Here is a 15,728-nt window from a genome sequence, read left to right as displayed (position 1 = left end):
GATGGGCTTTCCCGCCTTCTTCGACGACATTCCCGGTTTCGTCGTGCGCGACCCGCTGGCCGAGTTCCTCGGTGCCGCCGAGGGCGGGCTGATCGAGTACCGCTATGCCGACGCCGTGCGCCTCGCCGGGCATTCGTGCCCGACCGTGGCCGGCGCCTGGCTGATGACGACGCGGGCGCTGCGCATGCTCTACGGCGACGCGTGTCCCGAGCGCGGGGCGGTGCGCGTCGACTTCGGCGAGAGCCAGAAGAGCGGCGTCGCCGGCGTCATCGCCGGCATCGCCGGCTTGCTCACCGGCGCCGCCGGCAGCGGCGGCTTCAAGGGGCTGGCCGGACGCTTCTCGCGCCGCGACCTGCTGCAGTTCGACGTGCCGGAGGCGGGCGAGCTCCGCTTCGCGCGGCTCGATGGCGCCGGCGCGCTGCGCTGTACGCTCGACCTGTCGCCGGTGCCGGCCGATCCGCGCATGGGCGAACTGCTGCCGCTGCTGCTACAGGGCAGCGCCAGCACCGAGCAGGCGACGCTGTTCGGCACGTTGTGGCAGGAGCGCGTGCGGCGCATCCTGATCGACCACCACGACGATCCGGCGCTGGTCCGCTTCGCCTGAGCGGCGCGCTTTGCGCGCCGCGAGGAAGTACTCTCCGGCTGCGCCTGCGCCTGCGCTGTGCGTAGCGCGCACTGCGAAGATCTCCCCTGGAGAGGCGGCTGAGCCGGCGCTGGCGGGCTACGGCCCGGCGGCGCCGGCCAGCGCCGCCCGCTCGGCGGCGAAGGTTGCGATCAGCCAGTCGGCGACGGCGCGGAAGCGCGGCACCTCGCGGTATTCCTCCGGATAGGCGAGCCAGGCCGAGCGACGCGGCGCCGCTGGCGTCTCCAGCAGCGCCAGTCCGTGTCGACGCGCGAGATAGACCGGCAGCAGCGCGACGCCGGCGCCGGCGGCGCAGGCCTGCAGCAGCGTCAGCGCATTGTTCGACAGCAGCACCGGGCGGCCCTGGGGCAGGTGCTCGTCGAGCCAGCGCGATTCGGGCAATTCGCCGAGGCTTGCCTCGAAGCGGCACAGCGGCAGTGGCGCACCGGCGGCCAGCGCCCGGGCGGCGGCGTCGGCCAGTGCCGGCGCACAGCACAGCGCGTAGGGAAGCTCGGCCAGGCGGCGCGTGACCAGGGCTTCCTCCTGCGGGCGGGCGAGGCGGATCGCCAGGTCGGCGCGCCGCCGCGTCAGCGATAGCGTGCGCGAATCGATCAGGATTTCCAGTTCGAGACCGGGGTGGCTGGCGTGCAGCGCCGGCAGATGTCGCGGCAGCAGGTCGGTGCCGAAACCCTCGGTGCAGGTCACGCGGACGCGGCCGCGCAGTTCGCCGTCGCCGGCCTGCAGCTGCCGCGCGAGCGCGCCGGCCGCCCCCTCCATTGCCGTCGCCGCCGCCAGCGCCTGGCGCCCGGTCGCCGTCAGTTCCAGCCCCGCCTCGCTGCGCGCGAACAGCGCGGTGCCCAGCGCCGCTTCCAGGTCGCGCAGCCGGCGGCCGACGGTAGCGTGCGTCAGCCCGAGCTCGCGTGCCGCCGCCGACTTGTTGCCGGCGCGGACGACGGCCGCCAGCGTCTGCAGGTGATCCCATTCAAGTGAACGTTTTTGCACGCTAACCTCGCATCGATTCGCAATTTACGTTCATCTTACGTCGGACTACGATGGCCGGGTCATCCACGATCAGGAGCCTTGCCATGAATCCTCCGCGAACGCTCGCCGAAATCGCCGGCCGCTCCCGTCCCGAGATCGACTGGACGCGCACCGCGCTCGTCCTGATCGACCATCAACGCGAATACGTCGAGGGCCGCCTGCCGCTGGCGGGCATGCCGGCGGCGGTCGGCGAATGCGCGACGCTGCTGCAGCGGGCCCGCGCGCGCGGCGTGCCGGTCTTCCATGTCCGCCATGCGCTGCCGCCGGGGGCGCCGGTCTTCGCCGACGGCGGGCCGCTGGCCGAATTCATCGGCGACCTCGCCCCGCGCGCCGGCGAGCACGTCGTCGCCAAGACGCGGCCGAACGCCTTCGCCGGCACCGACCTGCAGCAACAGCTTGCCGCCGCCGGCGTCGGCCAGCTGCTCATCGCCGGCTTCATGACCCACCTCTGCGTGAGCACGACGACGCGCGCCGCGGCCGAGCTCGGCTACCTCAACTGGGTGGTTGCTGCCGCCTGCGCGACGCGCGACCTGCCGTTGCCGTGGGGCGAAACGGTGGCGGCGGCAGACGTGCAGCGCGCCGCGCTGGCCGAGCTGAATGATGCCTTCGCGACGGTGCTCCGCGATTGCGCGGCGCTGCCGGCCTGAGCAGGGGCGCAAACGAAAACGGCTTCCCGCGGGAAGCCGTTTTGTTTGGTGGGACCGCAGGGACTCGAACCCTGGACCAAAGGATTATGAGTCCTCTGCTCTAACCGACTGAGCTACAGTCCCCGAAGTGGTCGGCGGCTCAGTTGTTGCCGCTGTCGAGGAAGCTCTTCAGCTTGTCGGAGCGGCTCGGATGGCGCAGTTTCCTGAGCGCCTTCGCTTCGATCTGGCGGATGCGCTCGCGGGTGACGTCGAACTGCTTGCCGACTTCCTCCAGCGTATGGTCGGTGTTCATCTCGATGCCGAAGCGCATGCGCAGCACCTTCGCCTCGCGCGGCGTCAGCGTGTCGAGCACTTCCTTGGTGATCCCGCGCAGGCTGGAGAACAGTGCGGCGTCGGTCGGCGCCAGCGTCGCGGTGTCCTCGATGAAGTCGCCCAGGTGCGAGTCGTCGTCGTCGCCGATCGGCGTCTCCATCGAGATCGGTTCCTTCGAGATCTTGAGGATCTTGCGGATCTTCTCCTCGGGCATTTCCATCTTCTTCGCCAGCGTCGCCGGATCGGGCTCGGCACCGGTTTCCTGCAGGATCTGCCGCGAGATGCGGTTCATCTTGTTGATCGTCTCGATCATGTGCACCGGGATGCGGATGGTGCGCGCCTGGTCGGCGATCGAGCGCGTGATCGCCTGGCGAATCCACCACGTGGCGTAGGTCGAGAACTTGTAGCCGCGGCGGTATTCGAACTTGTCCACTGCCTTCATCAGGCCGATATTGCCTTCCTGGATCAGGTCGAGGAACTGCAGGCCGCGGTTGGTGTATTTCTTGGCGATCGAGATCACCAGCCGGAGGTTGGCTTCGGTCATCTCGCGCTTGGCGCGGCGGGCCTTGGCTTCGCCGGTCGACATCTGCTTGTTGATGTCCTTCAGTTCCTTCAGCGGGATGCCGATGCGGGTCTGCAGGTCGATCAGTCTCTGCTGCTGTTCCTTGATCGCCGGCGCGTTGCGCGTCAGCACCGGGCCGTAGCTGCGCGGGTTGGACGCGATCTCGCCGTCGACCCAGTCGAGGTTCATCTCGTTGCCCGGGAAGACCTTGATGAAGTGCGGGCGCGGCATGTGCACCTTGTCGACGCAGATCTGCTGGATCTTGCGTTCGCAGGCGCGGACCTCCTCGACCATGCCGCGCACCGAGTCGCACAGGCGCTCGATGGTGCGCGACGTGAAGCGGATGAACATCAGCTCGTCGGAGATCTGCTGCTGCAGCTTGAGGTAGGTCTTGTCCTGCGAGCCCTTCTTGACCAGCGCGTTGTGTGCCTTGGCGTGCAGCGCATTGATCACCGCGAAGCGCTCGAGCGCGTCGGCCTTGAGCTGCAGCAGCGAGGCGGAGGCCGCGGCGCCGCCTTCATCGCCGCCTTCCTCGTCGTCGTCTTCCTCTTCCTCCTCGAGCGCGACTTCCTCGGCCGCCGCCATCTCCTCTTCGGCGACCGCGTTCGGGTCGATCAGGCCGTCGATCAGCTCGTCGATGCGCATCTCGTCGCGCTCGATCTTGGCGACGGCGTCGAGGATCTCGGCGATCGTCGTCGGGCAGGCGGAGATCGCCTGGATCATGTGCTTCAGGCCGTCCTCGATGCGCTTGGCGATTTCGATCTCGCCCTCGCGCGTGAGCAGCTCGACCGAGCCCATCTCGCGCATGTACATGCGCACCGGATCGGTGGTGCGGCCGAACTCGGAATCGACGGTGGACAGCGCCTGCTCGGCCTCTTCCTCGACTTCCTCGTCGTCGGCGACGGTCGGCGTCGCGTCCGACATCAGCAGGTCCTCGGCGGCCGGCGCCTCGTCGAAGACCTGGATGTTCATGTCGTTGAAGGTGGAGATGATCGACTCGATCTGCTCGGCGTCGACGACGTCGTCCGGCAGGTGGTCGTTGATCTCGGCGTAGGTCAGGTAGCCACGCTCCTTGCCGAGCTTGATCAGGTTTTTCAGGCGCGTCTTGCGCGTTTCCGCGTCGACCGGCGAGGGCGCGTTGCCGGCTTGCGCGAGCAGCTCGGCGGCGGCCTTCTCCTTGGCTTTCGCCGACTTGACCTTGGTGTCCTTGGCAGGTGTCTTGGCTTTTACGGTGGCCATGTCCATTTCCCGGTGTTTGGGTTGGAAAAACTTCAAATTATATCACAACTTAGCTTGCATTTTCGGGTTTGCCGCGGGCCGTCAGCAGGGCCACGTAGCGGGCCTTTTCCTCGGCCGACAGGCCGGCGACGCCGAGCGCCGCCGCCTTGGCCTTGAGCGCGTCGATTTCGTCCTTTTGCGCGTCGCGGGCGAACTTCGCCAGCGTGCCGGCGAATTCGGCCTCGATCTCGTCCTCGGCGAAGGGTTCGTGCATCAGGTCGGAGGCGGCCCGTTTCAGCAGCTGGTCGTCGTCGCCGCCGCGCAGGCGCTCGAGCAGCGCCGCGTAGCCCGGCGCCGGCTCGCCGGCGTCGCGGACCACCGCGACCAGCCGGCGCAGCGTGCGCGTTTCGGCAACGTCGCCCGGCAGCGATTCGATCGGCAGGCGCAGCGCGAGTTCCGGCTTCTGCAGGATCAGCCGGATCAGCTTCCTCATGAAGGTCGCCGCCGGCGACTGCCGCGGCGCGCGCGCCGGCGCCGGCGGCGCGATCGTGCGCAGCTCGCACAGGCGCTCGACCTCCGGCTGCGAGAAGCCGCTCGCCTCGGCCAGCCGCTTCACCAGCTGCAGGCGCAAGAGCGGCGTCTGCAGCTTCTGCAGGAGCGGCTTGGCGTCGGCGACCAGCTTGGCCTTGCCCTCGGCGCTGGTCAGATCGCACTGGCGGCCGAGCTCGCGCAGCAGGAAGTCGGACAGCGGGGTGGCCTGCGCCACCAGGCGGTTGAAGGCGTCCTTGCCGAACTCGCGCACGTAGCTGTCGGGGTCGTGCTCCTCGGGCAGGAAGACGAAGCCGATCGTCTTCTGGTCGGGCAGCGCCTCCAGCGAGTTCTCCAGCGCGCGCCAGGCGGCCTTGCGGCCGGCGTTGTCGCCGTCGAAGCAGAAGACGATGCGGTCGACCTGGCGCAGCAGCTTCTGCACGTGCGTCGCGGTCGTCGCCGTGCCGAGCGTCGCCAGCGCGTTGCCGACGCCGTGCTGCGCCAGCGCGACGACGTCCATGTAGCCCTCGACGACGATCGCCGTGTCGGTCTCGCGCAGCGCGGCGCGCGCCTGCGGCAGGCCGAACAGCTCGCGCCCCTTCTCGAACAGCGGCGTCTCCGGCGAATTCAGGTACTTCGGCTCGCCGCCGTCGAGCACGCGGCCGCCGAAGGCGATCACCTCACCCTTGGGGTTGATGATCGGGAACATCACGCGGTCGCGGAAGCGGTCGTAGCGGCGGCCCTGCTCGTTCTCGATGACGAGGCCGGCGGCGAGCAGCTCGGGGGCGTCGTAGCGCGGAAAGACCGCCTGCAGGCCCTGCCAGCCGTCGGGGGCGTAGCCGATGCCGAACTTGGCGGCGATCTCGCCGGTCAGGCCGCGGCGCTTCAGGTAGTCGATCGCCTTCGGCGACAGCTTGAGCTGTTCGCGGTACCAGGCGGCGGCCCGGGCCATGACCTCGGCGAGGTCGGTCGTGCGCGGGCCGTCGTGCGGCTCGCGGCGGCGCCCTTCCTGTTCCGGCACCTGCATGCCGACGCGGCCGGCGAGGTCCTTCACCGCGTCGACGAAGCCCATGCCGGAATATTCCATCATGAAGCCGATCGCGGTGCCGTGCGCGCCGCAGCCGAAGCAGTGGTAGAACTGCTTCTGCGGGCTGACGGTGAAGGACGGGGTCTTCTCGTTGTGGAACGGGCAGCAGGCGGCGTAGTTGGCGCCCGCCTTCTTCAGCGGCACGTGCGCGTCGATCAGGTCGACGATGTCGACCCGATGCAGCAGGTCCTGAATGAAGGATTCAGGAATCATCGCGCCGCCGGTCGGTGCTCAGCGGGTCAGCGCGGCCTTGACCTGCTTCGAGACTTCGCCCATGTCGGCGCGGCCGGCGAGCTTCGCCTTGACCGCGCCCATCACCTTGCCCATGTCGGCCGGGCCGGCGGCGCCGGTGGCGGCAACGGCGGCGGCGACTTCGGCGGCGATTTCCGCGATCGACAGCTGCACCGGCATGTACGAGGCGAGCAGCTCGGCCTCAGCGCGCTCGGCGGCGGCGAGGTCGTCGCGTTTCGCCGCCTCGTACTGGGCGATGCTGTCCTTGCGCTGCTTGAGCAGCTTCTCGACGACCGCGAGCACGCCGGCGTCGTCGAGTTCGATGCGCTCGTCGACTTCCTTCTGCTTGATCGCCGCGAGCAGCAGGCGGATGGCGCCGAGCTTCGCCGCTTCCTTGGCGCGCATGGCGGCCTTCATGTCCTCGGTGATGCGTTCCTTGAGCGTCATGTCTTGATCCCCACAAACGTCAAAAGCCGTCCACCTCAGGATGGACGGCTCTGGCTTTCGCTGCGTCGGAAAACTGCGTTGCGCCAGGATTGGGACTGGCGCGGTTTGAAGCAGTGTTGCTGGTGCGACGACTGCTGCGGCCGAAGCCGCTTAGTACATCTTCGGCGGCAGGGTCTGGCTGCGGATGCGCTTGTGGTGGCGCTTGACGGCGGCGGCCAGCTTGCGCTTGCGCTCGGCGGTGGGCTTCTCGTAGAACTCGCGGGCGCGCAGCTCGGTCAGCAGACCGGTTTTTTCGACAGTGCGCTTGAAGCGGCGGATGGCAACTTCGAACGGCTCGTTTTCCTTGACGCGAATGCTCGGCATTGAAATCAGTCCAATCAGTTAGGTTGGAAAAATGGGAAAGACCGCGATTATAAACAGACCGTCAAGCTTTTTCCAAGTCCACCGGCGATTTCGCTTTCCGGCTCGGGTAAAATCGCCGCCCATGCTGATCCTCGGCTTCGAATCCTCCTGCGACGAAACCGGCGTCGCGCTCTACGACCCGGCGCGCGGCCTGCTGGCGCACGCGCTGCATTCGCAGGTGGCGATGCACCGCGACTACGGCGGCGTCGTTCCCGAGCTCGCCTCGCGCGACCACATCCGGCGCACCGTTCCCTTGCTGCGCAAGGTTCTTGAAGAGAGCGGGCACTCGCTCGACGAGGTCGGCGCGATCGCCTACACGCAGGGGCCGGGGCTGGCCGGCGCACTGCTGGTCGGTGCCGCCTTCGCCGAGGCGCTGGCGACCTCGCTCGGCGTGCCGACGGTGCCGGTGCATCACCTCGAAGGCCACCTGCTGTCGCCGCTGCTGTCGGCGCGGCCGCCGCGTTTCCCCTTCGTCGCGCTGCTCGTCTCCGGCGGCCACACGCAGCTGATGCGCGTCGCCGGCGTCGGCGACTACGAATTGCTCGGCGAGACGCTCGACGATGCCGCCGGCGAAGCCTTCGACAAGACCGCTAAGCTGCTCGGGCTGGGCTATCCCGGCGGCCCGGCGCTGGCGGCTCTGGCCGAGCGCGGTACGGCGGGGGCGGTCAAGCTGCCGCGGCCGATGTTGAACTCCGGCGACCTGATGTTCAGCTTCTCCGGGCTGAAGACCGCGGTGCTGACGCAGGTGCGCGAGCGCTCGCTGAGCGAGCAGGAGCGGGCCGACGTCGCGCGCGGTTTCCAGGATGCGATCGTCGAGGTGCTGGTGAAGAAGTCGCTGCAGGCGGTGAAGGATTGCGGGCTGAAGCAGCTGGTGGTCGCCGGCGGCGTCGGCGCCAACCGCGAACTGCGCCGCCAGCTCGACGCACGGGCGGCGCGGCGCGGCATCGCGGTCTATTACCCGGAGCTCGAATTCTGCACCGACAACGGCGCGATGATCGCGCTCGCCGGGGCGCTGCGCCTCGCCGCCGGCGCCGTGCCGAAAACCGCCGGCGGCTTCGCCGTTCGCCCGCGCTGGCCGCTCGCCGAGATTTCCGGCTAGGCCGCCTTCTTCTTCGCGCCGATCTTCGGCTCGGTGCCGGCCAGCAGGCGCTGCAGGTTTCCCCAGTGCTTGCCGATCAGCGCCGCCGCCATCACCCCGACGGCCAGCATCTGCCCGCTGGCGCCCCACATCATCGCCGCCAGCATCGGTGCGCTGGCGGCCGCGAGCAGCGCGCCGAGCGACGAGTAGCGCGAGAAGAGCGCGGTCAGCAGCCACACCGCGAGCACCGCGAGGCCGAGCACCCAGTCGAGCGCGAGCAGCACGCCGGCGGCGGTGGCGACGCCCTTGCCGCCCTTGAACTTCAGGAATACCGGGAACAGGTGGCCGAAGAAGACGGCCAGCGCGACCAGCGCGACGGCGGCGCCGGACAGCCCGTAGCGCGCGGCGAGGAAGACCGCGAGCCAGCCCTTGGCGGCGTCGCCGAGCAGCGTCAGGATTGCCGCGGCCTTGTTGCCGCTGCGCAGCACGTTGGTCGCGCCGGGGTTGCCCGAACCGTAGCTGCGCGGGTCGGCGAGGCCGAACAGACGGCTGACGACGACGGCGAAGGGGATGGAACCGAGCAGGTAGGCGCTGACGACGGCGGCGGGAACGATCAGGGAGCTATCCATGGGGCTGGGGTAGAATGCGATGCCGAATTCTACACCGCGCCATGGACATCATTTTCATCGACGACCTTCGCGTCGACACGCTGATCGGAATCTACCCGCGCGAGAAGGCCGTGCCGCAGACGATCGAGATCAGCCTGCGCATCGGCGCGTCGACCGCGTCGGCCGGCGCCTCCGACGACATCCGCGACACCATCGACTACGCGGTGGTCGCCGAGCGGCTGCGCGCCGAACTCGGCGCGCGCCACTTCAACCTGCTGGAGAAGCTGGCCGAGTACGTGGCGACGCTGCTGCTCGAGGATTTCGGCGCGCAGTGGGTGCAGGTCTCGGTGGCCAAGCTCGGCATGATGCGCGGCGTGCGCCGCGTCGGCGTCGTCATCGAGCGCGGTGCGGCCTGAGCCGGCGGCGCTCAGTCCCTGAGCGCGACTTCGACCACCGTCGGCTGCAGCACGCGCAGGATGTCGTGCGGGTGCACGCCGACCAGGTAGCCGCGGCGGCCGCCGTTGATATAGACCAGCGGCAGGTCGAGGATGGTCTTCTCGATATACACCGGCATCGGCTTCTTCGTGCCGAACGGGCTGGTGCCGCCGACCAGGAAGCCGGTGTGGCGGTTGGCGACCTCCGGCTTGCACGGCTCGACCTTCTTGCAGCCGATCTGCCGCGCCAGTTCCTTGGTCGATACCTTGCGGTCGCCGTGCATCAGCACGATCAGCGGCTTCGCCGCCTCGTTCTCCATCACCAGCGTCTTCACCACGGCGTGCTCGTCGACGTTCAGCTCGCGCGCCGAGACGCGCGTGCCGCCGTGCTCCTCGTACGCGTAGAGGTGGTTCGAATAGGCGACGCGGTGGCTGCGCAGGTAGCGCGTGGCGGGGGTTTCCGGGGCGTGGTCGTTCTTCATCGGGCAAGGCTAGGAATCAATGCAGGCTGCGCAGCAGTGCGCGCAGGCGCGCCGGTTTCACTGGTTCACGCAGATGATACGCGCCGAGGTCCGGCATGTCGCAGTCCGCTGGCGAGATCACCACGCCCGGGTGCTGGCGCAGCAGCGCGAGCGCGTCGGCCGGCAGCCGGCAGGCCGCGCCGCAGACGATGACCGGGATGCCCTGCCCGCCGTCGAGCAGCCGCCAGGCGGCGGCGACGGTGTCGGCGATCGCGATGCCGTAGCCCCAGCGCCGCGCGCGCGCGGCGAAATCGCCGGGCTCCCCGATCAGCACCAGGCGAGGTTCGGCCGGCGGCGCCGCCGGCGCCTGGCGCGTGCCGCTGCGGCTGGGCAGCGTGACCGCAAAGCTGGTGCCGGCGCCGGTGTCGGAGCGCAGGCTGAGGTTGGCGCCGAGCAGGCGGGCGATGCGGTGGGCGATCGCCAGCCCGAGGCCGAGGCCGGCGCCGGGGTCGCGGGCGCTGTTGCCGATCTGGTAGAACTCGTCGTAGATCGCCTGCTGCTGGTCGCGCGGAATGCCGCGGCCGTTGTCGCGAACCTCGATGCGCACGGCGTTCGCCCGCCAGCGTGCGCAGACCAGCACGCGGCCGCCCGGCGAGAACTTGATCGCGTTGTCGATCAGGTTGCCGAGCAGGCGCGCGAGCAGCGCCGGGTCGGTGTCGACGGTCGCCGCCCGCGGCCGGAACAGCAGGCGCACGCCGGCCGTCTCGGCGCTCGGCTGGTAGGTCGTGGCCAGCTGCTCGAAGAGCGCGGCGATCTCCAGCGCGACGCGCTCCGGGACGATGTTGGCCATGTCCAGCCGGGAGATGTCGAGCAGGCTGCGCAGCTGGCTGGTCATCGCCCGGGTCGCGGTGTCGATGCGCTGCACCAGGACTTTCTGCTCGGGCGTCTCGGCCAGCCGCGCGAGGTCGCCGAGGAAAAGCTGCAGCGCGTGCAGCGGCTGGCGCAGGTCGTGGCTGGCGGCGGCGAAGAAGCGCGACTTCGATTCGGCCAGCCGCTCGGCCTCGGCGCGGCGAATCTGCAGCTCGTGCGTCGCCTCGTGCACCCGCGCTTCCAGCGTCTCGTGGCTCTTCCGCAGTTCGCCGGCGAGCGCGGACAGCTGCCGGAACTGGCGCCGGATCAGCAACGCGGCGCCGAGCAGTGCCGCCAGCCCGAGCAGCGACAGCCCCAGCGTGCGCAGCGCATGCTTGCGCCAGCCCTGCACCAGGATGTCCTTCGGCGTGCTGCTGACCACGCGCAGGTCGGCGTAGCCGGGCACCGGCTCGCTCGCCAGGACGAAGCCGTCGCCGGTGACGACGCTGCGCTTGCCCGGAATCGCGCGGCCGCTGAATTCGCCGCCGGCCAGCACCTGCCGGAAGTCGGTGCCGGCGCCGCCGGCCGGGCGGTTCGCGGCGCTGGCCAGCGAGCGGCAGAAGGCGATGATGCGGCCCTCGCCGTTGACGATGGCGGCCTCGAATTCCTCGTACGGGCGCGTCGTGTGGCAGAACTGCTCGAAGTATTCCGGTTCGATCGCGATCATCAGCGCACCGGCGAAACGGTCCCGGCCCTGCGTCAGGCGGCGGGCGACGGCGTAGGTCGGGCGGTTCGAGTTGCGCCCGATGTAGGGGCCGTAGCGCGCCCGCTCGGCGCCGTCGGCGAGCTGCCGGAAGTATGGCCGGTCGGCGACGTTGATCGGCGGCGGCGCCTCGGCGAAGCTGGTGTGGCGCTGGTTGCCGCCGGCGTCGAAGATGATCAGGTGGCGGATCTGCGGCAGCGAGCGGGTCAGTCGCTCCTTCAGGTACTGGTGGCCGGCGGCGCTGCTCCAGTGCTGCCAGCGGCCGTTGTCCTGCAGCGTCAGCCGCATCTCGTCGAGCAGCACCTCGATGCTGTCGAACGAGCGCGCGACGTGCTCGGCCAGCATCCGGTCGTGCTGCTCGATCTGGCGGATCGCATAGTCGAGCTCGGTGCGGCGGCTGTCGACCAGGTCGAGCACCAACGTCGCCGCGATCAGGAAGGCAGCGATGGCGCCGAGCGTCAGTACGGGAGGGGGGGCAAAGGCGGTCGGCCGCATCGTGTCATGACGGGAGGATCGGTCGACAGGATAGCATCGCCGGCCGCTCGCCGCTGCCCGCGCAGCGCGCTTCAGCCGCGCGGGTGGTGCGCCGCGTGCAGCGCCTTCAGCCGCTCGCGCGCGACGTGCGTGTAGATCTGCGTGGTCGTGATGTCGGCGTGGCCGAGCAGCAGCTGCACGACGCGCAGGTCGGCGCCGTGGTTGATCAGGTGGGTGGCGAAGGCGTGGCGCAGCGTGTGCGGCGAGATCTGCCCGGCGTCGAGGCCGGCCGCCGCGGCGTAGCCCTTGATCAGATGCCAGAACATCTGCCGCGTCATCGCCGCCGCCCGCGCAGTGACGAAGACCGCGTCGCTCTGCCGTTTGCCGAGCAGCGCCGGGCGGCCGTCGGCGAGGTAGCGCTTCAGCCAGGCCACCGCCTCCTCGCCGAGCGGCACCAGCCGCTCCTTGCCGCCCTTGCCGAAGACGCGGACGAGTCCCATGTCGAGGCTCAGCTCGTGCAGCTTCAATCCAACCAGCTCGGAGACACGCAGGCCGGTGGCGTAGAGGGTCTCCAGCATCGCCCGGTCGCGCTGGCCGAGCGGCGTGCCGACCGGCGGGGCGGCGAGCAGCGTCTCGACCTGCGCCTCGCTGATCGGCTTCGGCAGCCGCGCCGGCCGCGCCGGGTTGGCGATGCGCCGCGTCGGGTCCTCGCCGACGCGCCGTTCGACGAGCAGCCAGCGGTAGTAGCGGCGCAGTGTCGACAGGTGGCGCATCTGCGAGGTGGTGCGCAGCGTGCGCGACAGTTCGGCGATGTAGCGCGTCACCGCCGCTTCGTCGGCGACGGCCACTCCCGGTTGGCCGGCCGCTGCCAGCCAGCGGGCGAACTGGGCGAGGTCGCTGCGGTAGCTGGCGAGCGAGGTCCGGGCGAGACCGTCCTCCAGCCAGACGGCGTCGCAGAAGGCGTCGATCTCGGCGGCATCGGCCGCCGCCAGCGGGGGTAGCGGCAAGGCGGCCGCTGCCGGCGGGCGGCCGCGCGGCGCGCTCATCGCTGTTCGTGCGCCAGCAGCCAGCGCTTGATGTCGAGCAGGAAGCCGCGGCCGTGGCGGTCGAAGCCGCCGAGGCCGCCGTTGGCGGCGACGACGCGGTGGCAGGGCACCACCAGCGGGAACGGGTTGGCGCCGCAGGCCTGGCCGACGGCGCGCGGGGCGTTGTGCAGGGCGCGGGCGACGTCGCCGTAGGTACGCGTCTCGCCGCACGGGATGGTCGCGATCTGCGCCCAGACGCGGCGCTGGAAGGCCGTGCCGGACGGCTTCAGTGGCAGGCCGAAGGCGAAGTCGGGATCGTCCAGCCAGGCCGCCAGCTGGCGTGCCGCTTCGCCGGCGAGCGGGGTACGCGCCGCCCGCGCCGCCTGCGGCGGCAGGAATTCGATCGCCTCGATCCAGTCGGCGCCGGCGCAGCGGATGCCGAGGGCGAAGCCGGGGGCGGCGACGATGGCGGCGTAGTCTTGCGTAGTCATGGGGGCTCCGGATCAGCGCACGGGGCAGGCACTCAGTTCGATCACCGCATTGTCGCCGATCCCGGGCAGCAGGTCAGCCAGCGGCCGGCAGCGGCCGTCGGCGCACAACTCGTAGCCGGCGGCGTGCGGCGAGTGCGTCAGCCGGACGCGCGCGTGCGTCGGGTGGGACGGGACGTAGCGCCAGACGCCGTCTTCGTGGCGGGCACCGGCGGGCGGCTCCATGCCGGCGCCGCTGCCGCGGATGCGCGCTTCGCGCAGTTCGAGCGCCGCGCCGGCGACGCGCCAGTCCTCTTCCCAGCGCGTTTTCTCGATCGAGTGCGTCCAGGACAGCGTGAAGCCGGTCAGCGGCAGCGCCGCGACGAGGCCGGCGGCGGCGAGGCACAGCCCGCTCATGCCCGCCGCGAGCGGAACAGGTGCCAGCCGACGAAGGCGGCGCTCATCGCGAAGCCGATCTCGTCGGTGAGCGGGATCGCGGCGACGAGCATGAAGGCGGCCGCTGCCGCGAAGGCCCGCTCGAACGGATTCAGCGGCGTGCGCAGGTAGCCGATCGCCGCGCCGCCCCACAGCGCGATCGCGATCAGCGCCTTGGCAACGACGTAGGCAACGCCGAGAACGGTCACATTGCCCTGCAGCATCAGCTGCGGGTCATAGACCGCCATGTATGGCACGACGAAGCCGGCGATCGCGATCTGCACCGCCTTGACGCCGATCTTCATCGCCGACTCCTTGGCGATCGAACTCGCTGCGAAGGCGGCGAGCGCTACCGGCGGCGTCAGGTCGGCCATGATGCCGAAGTAGAAGACGAACATGTGGCTGACGATCAGCGGTACCCCGAGCTTGAGCAGCGCCGGCGCGGCGATCGAACTGGTGATGATGTAGTTCGGGATGGTCGGGATGCCCATGCCGAGGATCAGGCAGACCAGCATCGTCAGCAGCAGCGACAGGAACAGGCTGTTCTCGCCGACCTGCAGGATGTAGCCGGCGAACGACGAGGCGGCGCCGGTCAGCGTCAGGATGCCGATGATGATGCCGACGATGGCACAGGCGACGCCGACCGGCAGCGCCTGCTTCGCGCCGTCGACCAGGCTCTGCTTCATCGTGTGCAGCGTCTGCCGGCCGCCCCTGACCGACAGGCAGACGGCGGCCAGCGCGCCGATCAGCGCGATGATGACGAGGATGCCGCCCTGCGTGAACAGCGCGGCCGCCAGCCCGACGGCGAGCCAGAAGACATAGCGGAAGGCGGTCGACGAGAGGCGTGCGGCGATCGCCGCGCCGAGGATCAGGATCGCCGTCAGCGACAGCCCGACCATGCCCGAGAACATCGGCGTGAAACCGGAGAAGAGCATCGCGACCAAGGCCGCGAGCGGCAGGATCAGGTACCAACTTTCCTTCAGCGCGCGCCACGGATTCGGGCACTGCTCCTTGGGCAGGCCGAGCAGGCTCTTGCGGCCGGCTTCGAGGTGCGTCATCCAGAAGGCGGTGACGTAGTAGAGGATCGCCGGGATCGCCGCCGCCTTGACGATCTCGGCGTAGGGTACGTTCAGGTTCTCGGCCATGATGAAGGCGACCGCGCCCATCACCGGCGGCATGATCTGGCCGCCCATCGACGCGGTTGCCTCGACCGCGCCGGCGAAGACGCCGGAGTAGCCGAAGCGCTTCATCAGCGGGATCGTGAACTGGCCGGTGGTCAGCACGTTGGCGACGCCGGAGCCGGAGATCGTGCCCATCAGCCCGGACGAGAGCACCGCCACCTTCGCCGGGCCGCCCTTGGTGTGGCCGACCAGGCCGAGCGCGAGGCTGTTGAACAGGTGGATCATGCCGGCGTGTTCGAGGAAGGCGCCGAACAGGATGAACAGGAAGATGTAGGTCGCCGAGACCAGCGTCGGGATGCCGTAGATGCCTTCGGTACCGAAGGCGAGCTGGTCGACGATCTGCGCGAAGGCATAGCCGCGGTGCGCGAGGTCGCCCGGCAGGTGCTGGCCGAACAGGCCGTAGGCGAGGAAGGCGAGGCAGACCAGCGGCAGCGCGAGGCCGAGGATGCGCCGCGCCGCCTCGAACAACAGCAGCACGACGACGCAGCCGACGGCGATGTCGGTCGTCGTCGGGTCGCCGGCGCGCTGGATCAGGTCGGCCTCGAACACCCACTGGTAGCACGCGAGGGCGAAGGCGGCGGCGGCGAATCCCCAGTCGTGCCAGGCGATGCCGCCGTGGCGCGCGCCGCGTTTCGTCGCTGGATAAAGCAGGAAGGTGAGCAGCAGCAGGAAACCGACGTGCAGCGAGCGCATCACCAGCGACGACAGCGGGTGGAAGGCGGCGACGACGAGCTGGTAGGTGGAGAAGCAGAGGGCGACGGCGACCACGGCCTTGAGCCCGAACCCCGACAGGGGCCGGGCCAGGCCGTGCTCGCTGAACTCCTCCGCCGCGCCGTGGGGCTGGGCGTGGCTCATG

16 protein-coding genes and 1 tRNA gene are annotated in these 15,728 nt (G+C 70.0%); 4 read left to right on the top strand and 13 right to left on the bottom strand.

Translation table 11 applies throughout. From position 1 onward, the window contains the following. The first annotated feature begins 1 nt into the window (after position 1). The gene (locus tag IWH25_RS00680) at positions 2-604 is read left to right on the top strand and encodes a hypothetical protein (RefSeq protein ID WP_203387442.1); all 603 of its coding nucleotides are present in this window, start codon (positions 2-4) and stop codon (positions 602-604) included. 117 nt (positions 605-721) lie between these two features. Here the strand turns inward: IWH25_RS00680 and IWH25_RS00675 are convergent, their stop codons facing one another. Next, positions 722-1,624: a LysR family transcriptional regulator gene (locus IWH25_RS00675; protein WP_203387441.1), complete on the bottom strand. Its 903-nt coding sequence runs from the start codon at positions 1,622-1,624 to the stop codon at positions 722-724. An 83-nt stretch (positions 1,625-1,707) separates the two neighbouring features. On the opposite strand from IWH25_RS00675, the gene IWH25_RS00670 reads away from it, so the two are divergent. After that, the gene (locus IWH25_RS00670) at positions 1,708-2,310 is read left to right on the top strand and encodes a cysteine hydrolase family protein (protein ID WP_203387440.1); all 603 of its coding nucleotides are present in this window, start codon (positions 1,708-1,710) and stop codon (positions 2,308-2,310) included. A 46-nt stretch (positions 2,311-2,356) separates the two neighbouring features. On the opposite strand, the gene IWH25_RS00665 is transcribed toward IWH25_RS00670, so the two are convergent. The 5 genes from IWH25_RS00665 to rpsU form a co-directional block, all read right to left on the bottom strand. Further along, positions 2,357-2,433, bottom strand: a tRNA-Ile gene (locus IWH25_RS00665). A gap of 16 nt (positions 2,434-2,449) precedes the next feature. Beyond that, complete coding sequence (gene rpoD, locus IWH25_RS00660; protein WP_203387439.1) at positions 2,450-4,423, bottom strand: RNA polymerase sigma factor RpoD; 1,974 nt, start codon at positions 4,421-4,423, stop codon at positions 2,450-2,452. Between the two features lie 49 nt (positions 4,424-4,472). Further along, the gene (gene dnaG / locus IWH25_RS00655; RefSeq protein WP_203387438.1) at positions 4,473-6,230 is read right to left on the bottom strand and encodes a DNA primase; all 1,758 of its coding nucleotides are present in this window, start codon (positions 6,228-6,230) and stop codon (positions 4,473-4,475) included. An 18-nt stretch (positions 6,231-6,248) separates the two neighbouring features. After that, entirely contained in the window at positions 6,249-6,695 is a 447-nt protein-coding gene (locus IWH25_RS00650) for a GatB/YqeY domain-containing protein (protein ID WP_203387437.1), read from the bottom strand. A 150-nt stretch (positions 6,696-6,845) separates the two neighbouring features. Next, positions 6,846-7,058 (bottom strand): 30S ribosomal protein S21, encoded by a 213-nt coding sequence (gene rpsU / locus IWH25_RS00645; protein ID WP_203387436.1) that lies wholly within the window; start codon positions 7,056-7,058, stop codon positions 6,846-6,848. A 121-nt stretch (positions 7,059-7,179) separates the two neighbouring features. Here rpsU and tsaD point away from each other — a divergent pair, with 121 nt between their 5' ends. Then, positions 7,180-8,196: a tRNA (adenosine(37)-N6)-threonylcarbamoyltransferase complex transferase subunit TsaD gene (gene tsaD / locus IWH25_RS00640; protein ID WP_203387435.1), complete on the top strand. Its 1,017-nt coding sequence runs from the start codon at positions 7,180-7,182 to the stop codon at positions 8,194-8,196. Here tsaD and plsY read toward each other — a convergent pair. Beyond that, the gene (gene plsY / locus IWH25_RS00635; RefSeq protein WP_203387434.1) at positions 8,193-8,804 is read right to left on the bottom strand and encodes a glycerol-3-phosphate 1-O-acyltransferase PlsY; all 612 of its coding nucleotides are present in this window, start codon (positions 8,802-8,804) and stop codon (positions 8,193-8,195) included. The two genes, tsaD and plsY, sit on opposite strands and share 4 nt — an antisense overlap. Positions 8,805-8,845: 41 nt before the next feature. Here plsY and IWH25_RS00630 point away from each other — a divergent pair, with 41 nt between their 5' ends. Beyond that, positions 8,846-9,199, top strand: a complete 354-nt coding sequence (locus tag IWH25_RS00630) for a dihydroneopterin aldolase (protein WP_203387433.1) — start codon at positions 8,846-8,848, stop codon at positions 9,197-9,199. 11 nt (positions 9,200-9,210) lie between these two features. Here the strand turns inward: IWH25_RS00630 and ybaK are convergent, their stop codons facing one another. The 6 genes from ybaK to IWH25_RS00600 all read right to left on the bottom strand — a co-directional run bounded on the left by ybaK (position 9,211) and on the right by IWH25_RS00600 (position 15,727). Beyond that, positions 9,211-9,699, bottom strand: a complete 489-nt coding sequence (ybaK, locus tag IWH25_RS00625; protein ID WP_203387432.1) for a Cys-tRNA(Pro) deacylase — start codon at positions 9,697-9,699, stop codon at positions 9,211-9,213. A gap of 16 nt (positions 9,700-9,715) precedes the next feature. Then, positions 9,716-11,785: a sensor histidine kinase gene (locus IWH25_RS00620; RefSeq protein ID WP_203387431.1), complete on the bottom strand. Its 2,070-nt coding sequence runs from the start codon at positions 11,783-11,785 to the stop codon at positions 9,716-9,718. Positions 11,786-11,856: 71 nt separating this feature from the next. Further along, entirely contained in the window at positions 11,857-12,810 is a 954-nt protein-coding gene (xerD, locus tag IWH25_RS00615; RefSeq protein WP_203387430.1) for a site-specific tyrosine recombinase XerD, read from the bottom strand. Continuing rightward, a complete protein-coding gene (locus IWH25_RS00610) occupies positions 12,807-13,280 on the bottom strand; it encodes a methylated-DNA--[protein]-cysteine S-methyltransferase (protein WP_203387429.1) in 474 nt (157 codons plus the stop codon). The genes xerD and IWH25_RS00610 overlap by 4 nt, the downstream gene beginning before the upstream one ends. Positions 13,281-13,292: 12 nt before the next feature. Then, entirely contained in the window at positions 13,293-13,673 is a 381-nt protein-coding gene (locus IWH25_RS00605; protein ID WP_203387428.1) for a DUF1850 domain-containing protein, read from the bottom strand. Then, a complete protein-coding gene (locus IWH25_RS00600; protein ID WP_203387427.1) occupies positions 13,670-15,727 on the bottom strand; it encodes a TRAP transporter permease in 2,058 nt (685 codons plus the stop codon). Before IWH25_RS00600 ends, IWH25_RS00605 begins: the two co-directional genes overlap by 4 nt. Position 15,728: the final 1 nt, after the last annotated feature.

It is taken from the genome of Azospira restricta (assembly GCF_016858125.1).
Lineage (GTDB): Bacteria > Pseudomonadota > Gammaproteobacteria > Burkholderiales > Rhodocyclaceae > Proximibacter > Proximibacter restrictus.
Note: the sequence above shows the minus strand (reverse complement) of the source record. Positions and strands in the feature narration are given on the sequence as shown.